Here is a 15,437-nt window from a genome sequence, read left to right as displayed (position 1 = left end):
CCCATGATGCGGCGGCTGGCATCGGACACGCTGTCGATGCGTTTCAGCGCGGCGCGCCCGACGAAGAACCAGATCAGGAGCCCGCCCAGGCCCATCATGCCGAGCGCCAGCGTCAGTGCCCTGCTGATGACGGCGCGGAAGCGCTCGGGCTCGCCGAGGTCGCGGCCGACCAGCATGATCATCTGGTTTGGTAGTCGCAGCACCAAGGCGATGGCGTTGTGGCCCTTTTCGCCTGTCGATTGGGGAGTGCTGTTGTCGCCGGCCTGGGGCGCGGACTGGTCGGTAGCTCCACTGCGCAACCGGTCGAGCTCGCCTTCGCCGAAGCGCTGGTAGGAGAAGGGCTCGGTCGTCCAGCCCTCGGTCTCGATGACGCCGGGCTCCAGGCTCTGCACGTTGCCGGTCAGGATCTGGCCGTTGGCGTCGGCGATGAGATAGAGGTTGGCGCCGGGCTGGCGCGAGCGGTTTTCGACGACGCGCACCAGCACGGGCAGGCCGCCGCGCTGATAGGCACGGGCGAGGCCCAGCACCTCGTCGTTGATGGTCTCCTGCGTCTGCGCGGTCAGCATGCGCGCCGACAGCGACGTCATGTAGAAGACGAGCAGCACCGCGCAAAGCGCAAAAAGCAGAAGATAGAGCGCCGAGAGCCGGGCCGCCGTCGTCTTCATGATGGCCGGCAGGGAAAGAGCCATTTTGCTCCTTAACCGCCTTTCAGCATGTAGCCGGCGCCGCGGATCGTGTGCAGGATCGGCTTGTCGAAGCCTTTTTCGATCTTGCCGCGCAGGCGCGAGACATGGACGTCGATGACGTTGGTCTGCGGATCGAAATGATAGTCCCAGACATTTTCCAGAAGCATGGTGCGGGTCACCACCTGGCCGGCATGGCGCATCAGATATTCGAGCAGGCGGAACTCGCGCGGCTGCAGCGTGATCTCGCGCCCCGCCCGCTTGACCGAATGCGACAGCCGGTCGAGATCGAGGTCGCCGACGCGGTAGACGGTCTCGGATTCGCGCGCGCCGGCACGGCGATTCAGCACCTCGACGCGGGCGAGCAATTCGGAAAAGGCGTAGGGCTTGGTGAGATAATCGTCGCCGCCGGCGCGCAAGCCGGTGACGCGGTCGTCGACCTCGCCCAGGGCGGACAGGATCAAGACCGGCGTGGTGTTGCCGCGCGAGCGAAGCGCGGCGATCACCGACAGGCCGTCACGGCGCGGCATCAGGCGGTCGACCACCATCACGTCATAGTCGCCGGCGTCGGCCAGCGCGAAGCCGGTCTCGCCGTCGCCGGCGACATGGGCGGTGTGGCCTGCCTCGACGAAGGCTTTCTGCAAGTAGTCCGCCGCCTCGCGATCGTCTTCCATGACGAGAATCTTCATGGAGCCGTTATACGCGATTTCATCGGAGGTTTGAGGGGCAGTCATTGCGTCCTGCTTTGCCTTCATTAGTCGCATGTCTTCTTCCCAAAACCGGCAACCACTTTTGGGCGACATGCGATAAAGCGGCAGCGGGTGATGGGAAACCCGCTGCCGCCAGGAGCGAAACACGGTGACTGACTTACGTGCTCGGCCCCATGTTTCCCCACGGCGGCTCGGGGGTGTTGATACGGCCATGGGGAAAGCTGAACGTCTTCTAGTGGCGCATGGTCCTTTCCGAAAACCCCCATGGGATTTCCGGGGTCATGCGCGGCATGTCAGCCCTTGCCGACCGGCAGCGCGACGAAGCGGTTCGAGTCGTCGCGGGTGATCTGCATCAGCACGGCCTTGCGGCCGGCCTTGGCGGCATCGGTCATCGCCTTGGAGACGTCGTCGGTGGTGTTCACCTCGTTCGAATTGATCGAGGTGATGACGTCGCCGGGCTGGATGCCGCGGTCGGCCGCGTCGCTGTCGGGATCGACATCGGTGACCACGAGTCCCTTGCCGTTTTCGGCCTTGGTGACGGTCAGGCCGAGATCGGCAAGCGTGTCGGGCTTGGCGGCAGGCGCCGACTGCTTGCTGTTGTCGTCGTTCGAGGCCTGCTTGTCGCTCGCGGGCAGCGTGCCGAGATCGACCTTGACCGTCTCGTCCTTGCCGTTACGCCAGACCGTGACATCGACCGATTTGCCCGGCGCAAACGCACCGATCATGCGGGCGAGCTCCTTCGGCGAGGCGACGTCCTTGCCGTCGACCTGGGTGATGACATCCCCGGCGGTGATGCCCGCCTTCTTGCCCGGACCTGCGTCCTGGGCGCCCGACACCAGCGCGCCCTTGTCCGACTTCAGGCCGAGCGACTCGGCGATGTCGGAGGTGACCGGCTGGATCTCGACGCCGAGCCAGCCGCGCTGGACGGAGCCGCTCTTCATCAGGTCCTGGACGACCTGCTTGGCGGTCGAGGCCGGGATGTCGAAGGCAATGCCGACGCTGCCGCCCGACGGCGAGAAGATGGCGGTGTTGATGCCGATCACCTGGCCGTTGAGGTTGAAGGTCGGACCGCCCGAATTGCCGCGGTTGACTGACGCGTCGATCTGGATGAAGTCGTCGTAGGGCCCGGCGCCGATGTCGCGGCCGCGGGCCGAGACGATGCCGGCGGTGACGGTGCCGCCAAGGCCGAACGGATTGCCGACGGCAACCACCCAGTCACCGATGCGGACCTTGGAATCGTCGGCAAAGTCGACATAGGTGAACTTGTTGCCGCCGCCATCGACCTTCAGCACCGCGAGGTCGGTGCGCGGATCGGTGCCGATCAGCTTGGCGTCGAGTTCCTTGCCGTCATTGGTGACGACGGTGAAGTCCGAGCCTTCCGACACGACATGGTTGTTGGTGACGAGATAGCCATCCTCCGAGATGAAGAAGCCCGAGCCCTGGGCAACCGGGCGTGGCTCGCCATTGCCATGGTCGCGATGGCCGAAGCGGCGCATGCCGAACTGGCCGCCCTGGCCCTGGTCGCCGAAGCCGCGGAATTCCTTGAAGAAGCGGCGCAGCTGCGGGTTGTCGGGCAGGTTGTCAAAACCGCCCTGATCGTCCGAGCCGTCGTCGGCGGTCGGCTGGATCTTGGCCTTGACCTTGACGCTGACAACTGCCGGCGAGACATGCTCGACGACATCGGCGAAGCTCGGCATCTGCGGGGCCTCGACGCGCACGGCTTCGGCCAGCACGGGGGCGGTGCCGGTCGCGAGCATGCCCGCGCCGATCGTGCCGACAACGGCCAGGGAAGCGACGGCGGCCATCAGGCGCTTTCGGGTGCGGGAATATGAATTGGGGGCATTATTCATCGGGTTTCTTATCCTCTATCGATGCGGATGCGCTCAGGCGAAGCATCCTCGGGCAAGAGGATTAGAGAGGCGCACATTACGGCGCCATTTCCGGTACATGAAAGTTTTGTAATGTTGGTGACTGGCGACGAGGACCACGGACGTGCGGAGCGCCCGAAGACGGTTGCAGTCAATCGCCAAGCACGGTGATGGCGCTAATCGCTTAGCATCTTGTCCAGCGCCGCCTTTTCCTCGGCGCTGAGAGTGCTGTCCGACGTCGGGCGGCGCGAGCGGGCGCTCAGCACGATGAAGAGGCCGCCGGCCAGGAGCAGGAGCACCGGCGTGCCCCATAAAAGCGCGTTGCGCAGGCTGAAGCGCGGCTTCAAGAGCACGAACTCGCCATAGCGCGAGACGATGTAATCCATCACCTGCTGGTCGGTGTCGCCGGCGACGAGGCGCTGGCGCACGAGGATGCGCAGGTCGCGCGCCAGATCGGCGTCGGATTCGTCGATCGACTGGTTCTGGCAAACCATGCAGCGCAGGCCTTCCGACAGCGCACGCGCCCTCGCCTCCAATGCCGGGTCCCGCAGCACTTCATCAGGCTTCACCGCCTGCGCGGCGCCCGTAAACGCCAAGGCGAGCAGAAGGATCAGCGAGGCGAGCGAAAACCTTGCCCTCATGTCGGGCTCGTCAACGCGGCGGCCGGCTTGCGGCGCCTCGCGGGCGCGCCGACGCGCAAGCGGCGGTCGGCCAGCGACATGGCCGCGCCCGCCATCATCACCAGGGCACCGCCCCAGATCAGCGTCACCAGCGGTTTCCACCAGAGACGCACGACGACGGAGCCGTCATTACCCTCGTCACCGAGCGATAGGTAAAGCTGGCTCAAGCCGAGCGTGCTGATGCCGGACTCGGTCGTTGCCGTCTGCCGGGCCTGAAAGAAGCGTTTTGCCGAAGAGATCTCGCCCTTGGCATTGCCGTCTGCGCCGATCAGCAGGAAGCGGGCGCGATCCTCGGTGAAGTTCGGACCTTTCTGGGGAAAAAGCCCTTCGAAGCGCAGCGTGTGACCGGAGAGTTCCACCGTCTCACCAGGCCGCATAGTGAGGATTTTTTCGCTGCCGAAGCAGAGCGTGCCGACGATGCCGAGCAAGGTCAGCCCAAGGCCGAGATGGGCCAGTGCCGTGCCGAAGACCGAGCGCGGCAGGCCGGCGAAACGGCGAAGCATGGCGGCCGGCGCCACCGAGCCGGCGCCGGATTTGACGGCAAGGTCGGTCAGCGCGCCGGCGACGAGCCAGACAGCGAGGCCGACACCAAGTGCTGCAAAAACCGAGGCGCCGTCGATGAACAGGCCGGTGACAAGCATCGCGGCGATCGCGAGCGCAAAGGCCGCCATCAGCCGCTGCGAGGCGGCAATCACATCACCGCGCTTCCAAGCGAGCAGCGGGCCGAACGGCACGATCGCCAGCAGCAGCAGCATCAGCGGGCCGAAGGTTAGGTCGAAGAAGGGCGCGCCGACCGAGATCTTGCCGCCGGTGAGCGCTTCGAGCGCCAGCGGGTAGAGCGTGCCGACCAGCACCGTCGCGGTGGCGGTGGTGAGAAAGAGGTTGTTGAGGACCAGCGCGCCCTCGCGCGAGATCGGGTGGAACAGACCGCCGGCCGTCAGGCTGGAGGCGCGCAACGCAAACAGCGCCAGCGAACCACCGATGAACAAAGTCAGGATGCACAGGATGAAGACGCCGCGCGCCGGGTCGGTGGCGAAGGCGTGCACGGAGGTCAGCACGCCCGAACGCACCAGGAAAGTACCGAGCAGCGACAGCGAGAAGGTGAGGATGGCAAGCAGCAGCGTCCAGATCTTCAGCGCCGAGCGCTTCTCCATGACGATGGCCGAATGGAGCAGCGCCGTGCCGGCGAGCCAGGGCATGAAGGAGGCGTTCTCGACCGGATCCCAGAACCAGAAACCGCCCCAGCCGAGCTCGTAATAGGCCCAGTAGGAACCCATGGCGATGCCGCCGGTGAGGAACATCCAGGCGACCAGCGTCCATGGCCGCACCCAGCGCGCCCAGGAGGCGTCGATGCGGCCCTCGATCAGCGCCGCGACCGAGAAGGAAAAGCAGACCGAGAAGCCGACATAGCCGAGATAGAGCAGCGGCGGGTGGATGGCGAGGCCGAGGTCCTGCAGGACCGGATTGAGGTCGCGCCCCTCGACCGGCGCCGGATTGAGGCGGATGAACGGGTTGGAGGTCGTCAGGATGAACAGGAAGAAGGCCGCGCCGATCATGCCTTGCACGGCAAGCACATTGGCCTTGAGCGTCGCCGGCAGATTGTTGCCGAAGACGGCGACGAGCGCGCCGAAGAAGGTCAGGATCAGCACCCACAGAAGCATCGAGCCTTCGTGGTTTCCCCAGGTGCCGGTGATCTTATAGATCATCGGCTGCAGCGAATGGGAATTTTCCCAGACGTTGGCCACCGAGAAGTCCGAGCCGGCATAGGCGCTTGCAAGGGCCGTGAAGGACAGCGCCGTAAGCGCGAAGCCGGTGACGGTGACCGGGCCGCCGACCGCCATCAGCCGCTGATTGCCGGTGCGGGCGCCGACCAGCGGCACCAGCATCTGCACCAGCGACAGCGCGAAGGCGAGCACGAGGGCGAAATGTCCGGTCTCAACCATTATTGGCTCTTGCTTTCCACCCAGACGCCCTTGGCCTTCAGGCCGTCGGCGACTTCCTTCGGCATATAGCGCTCGTCATGCTTGGCCAAGACGCTGTCGGCGACGAAAACCCCGTCCGGACCGAAAGCGCCTTCGGTTATGACGCCCTGCCCCTCGCGGAAGAGATCGGGCAGGATGCCGGTATAGGTCACCTTCACCGATTTCTGCCTATCGGTGACCGAGAAGGCGACAGTTGCGCCGCTGCCGCGCACGACGGTGCCGTTTTCGACGAGGCCGCCAAGGCGGATGCGCTGTCCGGGCGGGACGCTTGCCGTCGCCAGTTCTGCCGGCATGTAGAAATAGGAGGCCTTCTGGCCGAGCGCGTAGAAGGTGAGTCCGGCGGCCGCGGCGAGGAAGGCCACCCCCGCCACGATCACCGACAATCGCTTCTGCTTGCGCGTCATCTCTTACTCCGTCGCCGTCACGCCGAGGGAGGCGGCGAAGGCGGTGAACTTCTTGGCTTGCTCGCTGTCGGCCCCAAAGGCGGCGACAGCGCGGCCGAGCGCCTCGCGCGCCTGATCGGGCTTGCCGAGCACGGCATAGGAACGAATGAGGCGCATCCATCCTTCCTCGTCGCGGGGATTCTGCTTCAATTTGTCATCGAGGCCCGCGACCATCGTTTCGATCATCGCCTGCCGGTCCTGCGGCGACATCTGCTGCGCGGCTTCCATCTGCTGGGCATCCGGCCCGCTCGCCGGCGCGCCCGCCGCGACCGCCGTCTGGCCAGCCTCGGCAAGCGCCTGCTGGACGGCGCTGCGCCAAGGCGAATCCGGCGGAAGCTGGCCGAGCATCTTTTGCCAGGCGGCGACAGCCTCGTCCTTCCTGCCTTCCTGGGCAAGGCCTACCCCCAGGTAGAAATTCGCCTTGGCATTGGCCGGATCGAGCTTGAGAGCCGCCTCGAAGGCGTTTTGCGCATCGGCCGAAACGATGCCGCCGGCAGCGCTCGCGATCGCCTCGCCGAGACCAGCCTGGCGCACCGCGCTGTCGCCGTCGAGGCGAATGGCGTTGCGGTAGGCGGTTATCGCGTCGGGAAAGCGCTGCAGGCGAAGATAGATCGGCGCCAGCACGTCCCAGCCCTTGCCGTCCGACGGATTGGCGGCGAGATGCGCTTCGGCGCGTGCGACCAGCTCGTCGACCGAGGAATCGGCGGGATTCTTGGCGAGACGTTCGGCCAGAGGCTGCGAAGGCAGATCGGGCGAGCCGAGCACGCCGTACAGCCCCCAGCTCAGTAGCGGAACGGCAAGCACGGCCAGGCTGGCGATCAACCTGATGCCGCGGGAGGAGGAGGCGCTGGCGGAGGCCGGCCGCTCGGCCGCGCCGAGACGCAGGATGCGGCGGCCGATCTCGGCGCGCGCCTCCTCGGCCTCGCCCGGCTGGATCAGGCCGCGCGCCACGTCGCGATCCAATTCGGAAAGCTGGTCGCGATAGACTTCGAGGTCGTGGTCGCCAGGCGCCGATGCACCCTTCATGCCGCCGGTGAGCGGCAATAGCACCGCCAGGCTGGCGCCCAGCGTGAGGATTGCGGCTATGACCCAGAACAGCATGGCTCTTCCAATAAAGGCAGAGCCCTGCCCTGCCAACACAAGCATACTGCGACGCTTTGACGGCGGATGCTCTGTCCGGCCTTGATGTATATCAAATGGGCCGATTTATCAGGTCAGCGGCGTCCAACTGCCGTCGGCGTTGCGGCAGGCGGTGCCGCGCGCGGTGACGCCCGCGCCGCCGTTGAAGACGGTGTGGGTGTACTGGCGGCAATCCTGGGAGCCGACCCGATAAGGCTGGGCCGCGACCACCTCGCCATAATGGGAGGCGTTGTCGCCCTTCCACGTCACCTTCTGGCCGCTGGTGTTGTATTCCAGCGCCTTGTACTCCGCCTCCAGCGCCTTGCGCTTTTCGGCGTCGCTCAGACCCGAGCCGATCGATCCGCCGATAAGCCCGCCATTCATCGCCGCGACGATGCTGGTCGACACCTTGCCGCCGGAGGGCGGCGTCGAAACAGGCGTGACCGGGGAGGTTGGACCGCCCCTGCCGAGTGTCGTGCAGCCGGAAACGGCGAGCAGGGCGGAAACGAGCGCGACGCGGATCTTCATGCCAACAACCGGTTCTCTTGAGCGGAATGAGCTTCTTGAGCGAAATGGACTTCTTGAGAGAGATGGTTAGGCGACCGCGCCATCAGGGAAGCATCCTGGCCATAGTGTTGATATTTGTCGGAAATTTGGCCGTCAGCCACTGCTCGCAAATCGATAAAAAACATCATTGAAGGCTCCGCAATCTCACTACCGCCCTCAAGCCGCCCATGCCCGACCGTTCCAGCGCCAGCGAGCCTCCATACTCGTTGACGAGGTCGGCGACAATGGCAAGGCCAAGCCCCGTTCCCGGCTTCGTCTCGTCCAGTCTCTTGCCACGCTTCAACACCTCTCGCGCGCTGTCTTCGGGAATGCCCGGACCGTCATCCTCTATAACGATTTCAAACAGGTTGCCGCTTCCCGAAATAGTGGCGATCGTCACGGCAACAGCGCTCTTTGCCCATTTCATCGCATTGTCGAGCAGATTGCCGAGCAGTTCCTCGAGATCCTCGCGCTCGCCGGCAAAGACAATCTCGGCCGGCGGCAGGGACAGCGTCAGCCGCGTTTGCGGATTGAGCTTGCGCAGAACGCGCACCATGCGCTCGACCAGCGGCGAAACTGGCGTGCGGAAGACGACGCTGTCGCGCTGGGCGGCGACGCGGGCGCGCTGCAGGTAATGATCGACCTGCTTCTGCATGGAAGCCGCCTGGTCGGCGATCAGCTGGCCCTTGGCGCCGCCGAGCGCGCGGCCCTCATTGATCAGCACGGCTAGAGGCGTCTTCAGCGAATGGGCGAGGTTGCCGACCTGGGTGCGCGAGCGCTCGACGATGCGCCGGTTGTTCTCGATCAGCGCATTGGTCTCGTTGGCCAGCGGCTCGATCTCGGCCGGGAAGCTGCCGTCGAGGCGCTGGGCCGTGCCTTCGCGCACCATGGCGAGCGCATTGCGGACCCGGCGCAAGGGCTGGAGGCCCAAGAGGATGGCGATGGCATTGATGGCGATCATGCCGACCCCGAACAGCGACAGATAGGTGAGCAGGCGGCGCTGGAAGCTGGCGATCTCCTGCTCGAGCTCGCTATGATTGCCCATGACGCGGAAGCGGGCGGCGCGGTTCTTGGCGTCCAGCACGAACTCGCTCTCGAACACTTCGAGCTGCTCGCCCTTGATGCCTTCCATCGAGTAGCTGCGCTGGAAGTTCGCGTTGAACGGGACCTCCGCGACGCTCGGCGACAGGAGCGAGGTCGTCATCGAGGAAGAATGGATTTCGCCATGCACGCCCTCGGAGGCAGGCTCCACCGACCAGTACCAGCCGGAATTCGGCTCGGAAAAGCGCAGATCGCCAAGGTCGGGCGCTCCGGTCAGCGCGCCGTTGTCGGAAATGCCGACCGAGCCGATCAGGTTGAACAGATGAGCCGAGAGCAGGCTGTCGAAGCCGCGCTCGCTGGCCTGGCGGTAAAGCGTGGTGATGAGGGTGAAGATGACGACCAGCGTCAGGATCGCCCAGATGGTCGAGAAAGCGATGACGCGGAAGGTCAGCGAGCGCGGCCAGAGCCGCAGCCTTGAAATCCACCTTCCCATCGCTGGCTTCAGCGGTTCCGCGTCACGCCTCCGGCTCTCGCATGCGATAGCCCATGCCACGCACGGTTTCGATCATGTCGATGCCCATCTTCTTGCGAAGCCTGCCGACAAACACCTCGATGGTGTTGGAATCGCGGTCGAAATCCTGGTCGTAGAGATGCTCGACCAGCTCGGTACGCGACACCACCTCGCCCATATGATGCATCAGATAGGCGAGCAGCCGGAACTCGTGCGAGGTGAGCTTCAGCGGCATGCCATTGACGTCGGCCTTGGACGCCTTGGTGTCGAGGCGCAGCGGGCCGCAGGTGAGCTCCGAAGATGCATGGCCGGCCGCACGGCGGATCAGGGCCCGCACTCGGGCGAGCACCTCCTCGATATGGAAGGGCTTTGTGACATAATCGTCGGCGCCGGCGTCGATGCCGGCAACCTTGTCGCTCCAGCGGTCGCGGGCGGTGAGGATCAGCACCGGCATCTTGCGGCCGCCGCGGCGCCAACGCTCGACGACGCTGATGCCATCCATCTGCGGCAGGCCGATGTCGAGGACCACGGCATCGTAAGGCTCGGTCTCGCCGAGGAAATGCCCCTCCTCGCCGTCATAGGCCCGGTCGACGACATAGCCGGCATCGACCAGCGCCTCGGCCAGTTGCCGGTTGAGATCCTTGTCATCCTCGACGACGAGCACGCGCATGGGTTGAAGCCTGTTGCTGGATAGACGTATAGGCCGATTCCGCCGGCCTGGGAAACGAGAGGGGTCAGCCCATCGGGACGACGATTTCCGAGCGGCGCGGCCGCTGTCCGTCCTTACCGGGGACGAGCACGACGATGACGCAGACCTGCTGGCCGCCCCGCGTCGCCTGCGACGCCTTGGCGAGCGTGCCTCCGTTCTGCGCGGCGACCTGCTGGCCGATGGCGTAGCAATCGCTGGCGGCGAGCACCACCGGCTGATCGGCCGACGGCTCGATGGCCGGCAGGGCGATCGCCTGCGACGCAAGCCCGGCCGCGGCAAGCGCCAGCACTGCTTTGCGAAGATGTGAGCCAAGGTTTTTCATGATCACGGTTCTAACGCATATGGGCTGAACGTGAAATGAACGGTGAACGATCGAAAATCATGCCCGCCATTCCCCCGCGCCTGGCGGTGCCAAGGCTCCCTCAAGCCCGGCTTCGAATTCATAGCCGGAAAAGCACTTGATCCGCTACGCTTTTTGGCCTGCCTTCACCGCGCACTGCGCTAGCTAGTGTAGAAACGCCGGACGGCCATGGAGGATGCGATGACGCGCGAGGATATTGCCGGTCTCTATCGGGGCTACATCGCCTGCCTGAACGAGCAGGATTGGGACAATCTCGGCCGCTTCGTCGGCGAGGAGGTCCAGTATAATGGCGATACGATCGGGCTTTCGGGTTACCGCCGCATGCTGGAAGGCGATTTCGAGGCCATTCCCGACCTGCGCTTCAATATCGAGCTTCTGATCTCGGAGCCGCCGCGCGTGGCGGCGCGCCTGCATTTCGACTGCCGGCCCAAGGGCGTGCTGTTCGGCCTGCCTGTCCACGGCAAGCGCGTCTCCTTCGCCGAGAACGTCTTTTACGAGTTCCATGACGGGCGGATTCGCGAAGTCTGGTCGGTCATCGACAAGGCCGCCATCCAGGCGCAGCTGTAGGCCAAGGCGCTTCGCGTGAAACCGATTCAAACGCCGCGCTTAAACCGTTGTTTTGATGAATATTTCGGAGCCGCCAGCTCTACTGCTGGGCGACATGTATCGGCGCAGCCTCTCAGGCGGCTTCCTGCGTCAGCGCGCGGAAGCGCAGCAATCCATGATGGACGGCCAGATCCTCGTCATAGCGGGCCTCGGCGAATTCCAGCGACAGGCGCGTCTGGCCGCGCGAACCGATCGAAAATGCCGCGCCGTCGAGCCGCGCCCTGATGCTGTCCATGATGAGGCGTGTCTCGGCCTCGCCCTGGGCTTTCGACCAGATATGCAAGGTGACCAACTGGTCGCTGTCGTTGTCGGCGCCGGTCTCGAGGTCGAAGGCGCTGGTGCGGCCGTAAGTCACGTTCGGAAAGGCGGCCTTGTCGCTCGCCTGCTCGAGCAGGCCGGCGCCGCCAAGCAGCGCCGACAGCGACGCATCGGTCTTCAGCCTCAGGAACAAGGCCTGCATCAAATCGCCAGGCGCCGTCATTTACCATCCATCGCCAATACATATCTCCTCACGCTGCCCGGCAACGTAGCCGCGCTCGCGATCCGATGCCAGATCGCGAATCGTTTTGACTATAGCGTGAAGGGCGAAGGTCTCGAATTTATTACGTTTTCGTCAAATCACGAGACCGGCGCGGCGCCACCCTCCTCGGTGCGCCTGGCAACGAACTCGTCGAGCACGCCAGCGGTGGCGGCAGCGGAGGCCGGCGGCTGGAAGTCGGAAAGAATGCGCTTCCAGATGCCGGTGGCGCGCTCGGTCGCGGTCTTGCCGCCGGATTGCGTCCAGTTGCCGAAATTCGACCAGTCGGCCACCAGCGGCTCGTAGAAGGCGGTGCGGTAGCGCGTCATGGTGTGGGTCGCCGAGAAGAAGTGGCCGCCGGGCTGCACTTCGGCGATGGCTTCGAAGCCGATGGCATCCTCGTCGCCCGGCGTCGTGGCGCAAAGCTCGGCGACGGTCTGCAGCGCCTCGACGTCGGTGATCAGCTTTTCCAGGGATACGCTGAGGCCACCTTCCAGCCAGCCGGCGGCGTGGATGCAGACGGTGGCGCCAGCCAGCACCGAGCCCCACAGCGCGAACTGCGTCTCGTGTGCCGCCTGCACGTCGGAAATATTGGCGGCGCTGCCGCCGCCGGAGCGCCACGGCAACCCAGTGTAGCGGGCGAGCTGTCCCGCCCCAAGCGTCGCCTTGATATGTTCCGGCGTGCCGAAGGCCGGCGCGCCGGACTTCATGTCGACATTGGAGGAGAAGGAGCCATAGACCACCGGCGCGCCGGGGCGCACGATTTGGGCAAGCGTCAACCCAGCCAGCGCCTCGGCATGCTGCAAGGTCAGCGCGCCGGCAACCGTGATCGGCGCCATCGCGCCCGCCAGGCAGAAGGGCGTGATGATCAGGACCTGGCCGGCCCTGGCGAAGTCGATGATGCCTTGCGCCATCGGGATATCCAGCTGACGCGGCGAGTTGGTGTTGATGACGGTGTAGCAATGGGCGCCGGCGCGGAACTGGTCCTCGGAGAGGCCGCGCGCCAGGCGGATCATCTCGAACCCGTCCTCGACCTGCGGCGTGCCGCGCGCAAAGATGAAGGGGAACTTGTCCGACAGCGTTAGTTGCGCCCGGTTGACGGCATAGTGGCGGAAGCGGTTGTCGATGTCCTGCGGCTCGACGCAGGGCCCAAGCATGTGCAGCACGTCGAAATGCTGGATCAGCTTGATGAATTCCTCGAAGGCGGCGAGCGTGCCCGGCCGGCGGCCGCGCTCGAGATCGGTGACGTTGGGCGCGCCAGAGCCGGCCAGGAAAGCCATCGAGCCGAGCTCAAGCGTCAGGTCGCGCGAGCGGTCGCCGCCAAGTGCCGGAATGGAGCGCGGCGCCGAGGCAAGTGCTGCCTCGACCATGTCGCGGCCGATCCTGACCATCTGGCTGTCTTCGTCGACCAAGGCGCCGGCCTTGGCGTAGATGGCGCGGGCCTCGGGCAGCAGCACCTTGATGCCGAGTTCTTCCAGCACGCGCAGCGCGGCAGCGTGGATGGCGGCGACCTGGTCTTCGGAAAAGATCGGCTGCGGCAGGAACGGGTTCTTCAGGGACCGGTAGTTCGGACGGCGGCTGGATTCGCTGCCCGCCTCGCCGGTGCGTCCCCGCCGGCGCTCGCGTCTGAGATCACGTGCGGCCTCATCGATCATGGCGGTTCCTCCTCATTGCCGCATCGCCTTGCCTTCAGGGTCGTAGGGCGAGGCGGCAATGACACGCGCCGGCCGTTCGACCCCGACAATGTGTATGGAAAGTTCTGTCCCCTCCCCGGCGAAACCGTCATCGAGCAACGCCAGGGCGACGCTCTTGCCGAGGGTATAGCCGTAGCCGCCGGAGGTGACGAAGCCGACGCGCCGGCTCTTGGACCAGACCGGCTCGAAGCCGCTGGCATCGGCGTGGACAGCGTCGACCTCCAGCGTCACGATGCGTCGCGAGGCACCGGCGTCGCGCTCTTTCAGCGCCGCGTCGCGGCCGATGAACTCGGCCTTGTCGAAAGCGATGAAGCGGTCGAGCCCGGTCTGACCGGGCGTGTAGCCTTGCGTGAACTCGCGCGACCAGATGCCGAAACTCTTTTCCAGCCTGAGCGAATTCAGCGCGTAATAGCCGATCTCGGCAAGGCCGAGGTCTTGGCCGGCGGCAAGCAGTGTTTCGCGCAGCGTCGCATGCAGGGTGGCCGGGCAGTTGATCTCGAAGCCGAGTTCGCCGGCGATGGACAGCCTGGCAACGCGCGCTCGCATCATGCCGATATCGAACTCGCCGCAAGCCATGAACGGCAGGGTTTTGGCGGAGATGTCCTGATGCGTGGTGCGTTCGAGGATCTTTCGTGCATTCGGTCCAGTGACGAGGAAGCCGGATGTGGCATCGGAAATGTCGGTGACGGAAACGCCTTCGGCGATGTGCGCCTCGAACCAGCGCATATGAAATTCGCGCAAATAGTAGGAGCCCATGATCCAGTATTCGCCGCCGCCCCAGTTGAGCACGGTGAGGTCGCCCTTCAGCCGGCCATTGGGCCCAAGCATCGGCGCAAGCTTGGCGCGGCCAGGCTTCGGCAGCCGGCAAGCGAGCAGCCGGTCGAGCCACGCCTCGGCGCCCGGGCCTGACACGGCATAGCGCGAGAAGGCTGTGGTATCGACGAGGCCGGCGGCGCGGCGCACCTGCAGCACCTCGTCGCCGACGATTTCGAAGGCGTTGGAGCGCTTCAGCGTCGTCTCCTCGCGGAACCCCATCGGCGCGAAATAGGCCGGGATCTCCAGGCCCCAGGACGCCGTCCACTCGGCGCCGGCGGCGCTCATGCCATCATAGGCGCCGGGGCGCTTCAGCGGCCGGCCCGCCGGCAGGCGCTCATTGGGGAAGGTCATGACGAAGCGGCGGGCATAGAACTGGCCCGTCGTGCGCCTGAGATACTCGCGGTTGGCGGCGAAGGCGCCGTAGCGAGCGCTGTCCATGCCGAAGATGTCGGCTTCCGGCTCACCGTAAATCATCCACTCGGCCAGCGACTTGCCAACACCGCCGCCCTGGCTGAAGCCGGCCATGACGCCGCAGGCGACCCAGTAATTCTTCAGCCCCCTGACCGGGCCGACCAGCGGGTTGCCGTCCGGCGTGAAGGTGAAGGCGCCGTTGACCCATTTGCGGATACCGGCCGTGGCCAGGCAGGGAAAGCGCTCATAGGCCTTGGCAAGCTCGGGGCTGATGCGATCGATATCCTCGGGGATCAGCTCGATGCCGTAATCCCAGGGCGCGCCGTCCATGTTCCAGTGTTTCGGGTTCTGCTCATAGACGCCGAGCAGCACGCCCTTCCGCTCCTGGCGCAGATAGGAGAAGCCATCGAGATCGACGGCAAGGCCAAGCTCCTTGTCTAGCGCCGCGACTTCCGGAATGTCCTCGGTGACAAAATAATGATGCTCCATCGGCGTCACCGGCAGGTCGACGCCGGCCATCAGCCCGACCTGCTTGGCCCAGAGACCGCCGGCGTTGACGACATGCTCGGCGACGATCGTGCCCTTCTCGGTGACGATGTCCCAGCCGCCGTCGGCGCGCTGTTTCAGCTCGACGACGCGGTTGCGCAGGATGACGTCGGCGCCGCGCTTCCTGGCGGCGCCCGCATAGGCATGCGTGGTGCCATAAGGGTCGAGATGGCCCTCGTTGGAATCATAGAGGC

Annotated in this window: 15 protein-coding genes and 1 pseudogene; 1 reads left to right on the top strand and 15 read right to left on the bottom strand. The window is 65.4% G+C overall.

Annotated features, from left to right (window positions below):
* From EOA24_RS08845 to EOA24_RS08795, 12 genes and pseudogenes are all read right to left on the bottom strand, one after another.
* Nucleotides 1–689, bottom strand: a pseudogene (locus tag EOA24_RS08845) (two-component sensor histidine kinase); the annotation flags it as partial.
* Between the two features lie 8 nt (nt 690–697).
* Nucleotides 698–1,372, bottom strand: coding sequence for a response regulator transcription factor (locus tag EOA24_RS08840; RefSeq protein ID WP_126083465.1), 675 nt, complete (start codon nt 1,370–1,372; stop codon nt 698–700).
* 314 nt (nt 1,373–1,686) lie between these two features.
* Nucleotides 1,687–3,243 (bottom strand): Do family serine endopeptidase, encoded by a 1,557-nt coding sequence (locus tag EOA24_RS08835; protein ID WP_126078359.1) that lies wholly within the window; start codon nt 3,241–3,243, stop codon nt 1,687–1,689.
* A 194-nt stretch (nt 3,244–3,437) separates the two neighbouring features.
* Nucleotides 3,438–3,902: a cytochrome c-type biogenesis protein gene (locus EOA24_RS08830; RefSeq protein ID WP_126078360.1), complete on the bottom strand. Its 465-nt coding sequence runs from the start codon at nt 3,900–3,902 to the stop codon at nt 3,438–3,440.
* Nucleotides 3,899–5,884: a heme lyase CcmF/NrfE family subunit gene (locus tag EOA24_RS08825; RefSeq protein ID WP_126078361.1), complete on the bottom strand. Its 1,986-nt coding sequence runs from the start codon at nt 5,882–5,884 to the stop codon at nt 3,899–3,901. The genes EOA24_RS08830 and EOA24_RS08825 overlap by 4 nt, the downstream gene beginning before the upstream one ends.
* Nucleotides 5,884–6,327 carry a cytochrome c maturation protein CcmE gene (gene ccmE, locus EOA24_RS08820; protein WP_127409749.1) on the bottom strand — a complete coding sequence of 148 codons (444 nt, stop codon included), beginning with the start codon at nt 6,325–6,327 and terminating at the stop codon, nt 5,884–5,886. The genes EOA24_RS08825 and ccmE overlap by 1 nt, the downstream gene beginning before the upstream one ends.
* A 3-nt stretch (nt 6,328–6,330) precedes the next feature.
* The gene (ccmI, locus tag EOA24_RS08815) at nt 6,331–7,467 is read right to left on the bottom strand and encodes a c-type cytochrome biogenesis protein CcmI (RefSeq protein WP_126078363.1); all 1,137 of its coding nucleotides are present in this window, start codon (nt 7,465–7,467) and stop codon (nt 6,331–6,333) included.
* Nucleotides 7,468–7,575: 108 nt separating this feature from the next.
* Nucleotides 7,576–8,013, bottom strand: a complete 438-nt coding sequence (locus EOA24_RS08810; RefSeq protein WP_126078364.1) for a hypothetical protein — start codon at nt 8,011–8,013, stop codon at nt 7,576–7,578.
* Complete coding sequence (locus EOA24_RS41505; RefSeq protein ID WP_189343192.1) at nt 8,010–8,180, bottom strand: hypothetical protein; 171 nt, start codon at nt 8,178–8,180, stop codon at nt 8,010–8,012. The genes EOA24_RS08810 and EOA24_RS41505 overlap by 4 nt, the downstream gene beginning before the upstream one ends.
* On the bottom strand, nt 8,177–9,565 hold the full coding sequence (locus tag EOA24_RS08805) for an ATP-binding protein (protein WP_126078365.1): 1,389 nt from the start codon (nt 9,563–9,565) through the stop codon (nt 8,177–8,179). The genes EOA24_RS41505 and EOA24_RS08805 overlap by 4 nt, the downstream gene beginning before the upstream one ends.
* A gap of 22 nt (nt 9,566–9,587) precedes the next feature.
* Complete coding sequence (locus tag EOA24_RS08800) at nt 9,588–10,253, bottom strand: response regulator transcription factor (protein ID WP_126078366.1); 666 nt, start codon at nt 10,251–10,253, stop codon at nt 9,588–9,590.
* A 64-nt stretch (nt 10,254–10,317) separates the two neighbouring features.
* The gene (locus tag EOA24_RS08795) at nt 10,318–10,614 is read right to left on the bottom strand and encodes a hypothetical protein (RefSeq protein WP_126078367.1); all 297 of its coding nucleotides are present in this window, start codon (nt 10,612–10,614) and stop codon (nt 10,318–10,320) included.
* A 219-nt stretch (nt 10,615–10,833) separates the two neighbouring features.
* Here EOA24_RS08795 and EOA24_RS08790 point away from each other — a divergent pair, with 219 nt between their 5' ends.
* Nucleotides 10,834–11,220, top strand: a complete 387-nt coding sequence (locus EOA24_RS08790) for an ester cyclase (protein ID WP_126078368.1) — start codon at nt 10,834–10,836, stop codon at nt 11,218–11,220.
* 112 nt (nt 11,221–11,332) lie between these two features.
* Here EOA24_RS08790 and EOA24_RS08785 read toward each other — a convergent pair whose 3' ends face one another.
* The 3 genes from EOA24_RS08785 to EOA24_RS08775 all read right to left on the bottom strand — a co-directional run.
* A complete protein-coding gene (locus tag EOA24_RS08785) occupies nt 11,333–11,740 on the bottom strand; it encodes a DUF3168 domain-containing protein (protein WP_126061968.1) in 408 nt (135 codons plus the stop codon).
* A gap of 137 nt (nt 11,741–11,877) precedes the next feature.
* On the bottom strand, nt 11,878–13,431 hold the full coding sequence (locus EOA24_RS08780) for a trimethylamine methyltransferase family protein (protein ID WP_126078369.1): 1,554 nt from the start codon (nt 13,429–13,431) through the stop codon (nt 11,878–11,880).
* A gap of 12 nt (nt 13,432–13,443) precedes the next feature.
* The coding region (locus tag EOA24_RS08775; RefSeq protein WP_133374480.1) for an FAD-dependent oxidoreductase at nt 13,444–15,437 on the bottom strand (1,994 nt) is incomplete at its 5' end.

The sequence above is a fragment of the Mesorhizobium sp. M2A.F.Ca.ET.039.01.1.1 genome, assembly GCF_003998035.1.
Classification (GTDB): Bacteria; Pseudomonadota; Alphaproteobacteria; order Rhizobiales; family Rhizobiaceae; genus Mesorhizobium.
Note: the sequence above shows the minus strand (reverse complement) of the source record. Positions and strands in the feature narration are given on the sequence as shown.

Bases quoted from the DNA above. Each gene is read 5' to 3' on its own strand.
- ccmI (WP_126078363.1), bottom strand. From the start codon at position 7,467: ATGCTGTTCTGGGTCATAGCCGCAATCCTCACGCTGGGCGCCAGCCTG.
- EOA24_RS41505 (WP_189343192.1), bottom strand. From the start codon at position 8,180: ATGATGTTTTTTATCGATTTGCGAGCAGTGGCTGACGGCCAAATTTCC.
- EOA24_RS08825 (WP_126078361.1), bottom strand. From the start codon at position 5,884: ATGGTTGAGACCGGACATTTCGCCCTCGTGCTCGCCTTCGCGCTGTCG.
- EOA24_RS08795 (WP_126078367.1), bottom strand. From the start codon at position 10,614: ATGAAAAACCTTGGCTCACATCTTCGCAAAGCAGTGCTGGCGCTTGCC.
- EOA24_RS08790 (WP_126078368.1), top strand. From the start codon at position 10,834: ATGACGCGCGAGGATATTGCCGGTCTCTATCGGGGCTACATCGCCTGC.
- EOA24_RS08835 (WP_126078359.1), bottom strand. From the start codon at position 3,243: ATGAATAATGCCCCCAATTCATATTCCCGCACCCGAAAGCGCCTGATG.
- EOA24_RS08780 (WP_126078369.1), bottom strand. From the start codon at position 13,431: ATGATCGATGAGGCCGCACGTGATCTCAGACGCGAGCGCCGGCGGGGA.
- EOA24_RS08785 (WP_126061968.1), bottom strand. From the start codon at position 11,740: ATGACGGCGCCTGGCGATTTGATGCAGGCCTTGTTCCTGAGGCTGAAG.
- ccmE (WP_127409749.1), bottom strand. From the start codon at position 6,327: ATGACGCGCAAGCAGAAGCGATTGTCGGTGATCGTGGCGGGGGTGGCC.
- EOA24_RS08840 (WP_126083465.1), bottom strand. From the start codon at position 1,372: ATGAAGATTCTCGTCATGGAAGACGATCGCGAGGCGGCGGACTACTTG.
- EOA24_RS08800 (WP_126078366.1), bottom strand. From the start codon at position 10,253: ATGCGCGTGCTCGTCGTCGAGGATGACAAGGATCTCAACCGGCAACTG.
- EOA24_RS08810 (WP_126078364.1), bottom strand. From the start codon at position 8,013: ATGAAGATCCGCGTCGCGCTCGTTTCCGCCCTGCTCGCCGTTTCCGGC.
- EOA24_RS08805 (WP_126078365.1), bottom strand. From the start codon at position 9,565: ATGGGAAGGTGGATTTCAAGGCTGCGGCTCTGGCCGCGCTCGCTGACC.
- EOA24_RS08830 (WP_126078360.1), bottom strand. From the start codon at position 3,902: ATGAGGGCAAGGTTTTCGCTCGCCTCGCTGATCCTTCTGCTCGCCTTG.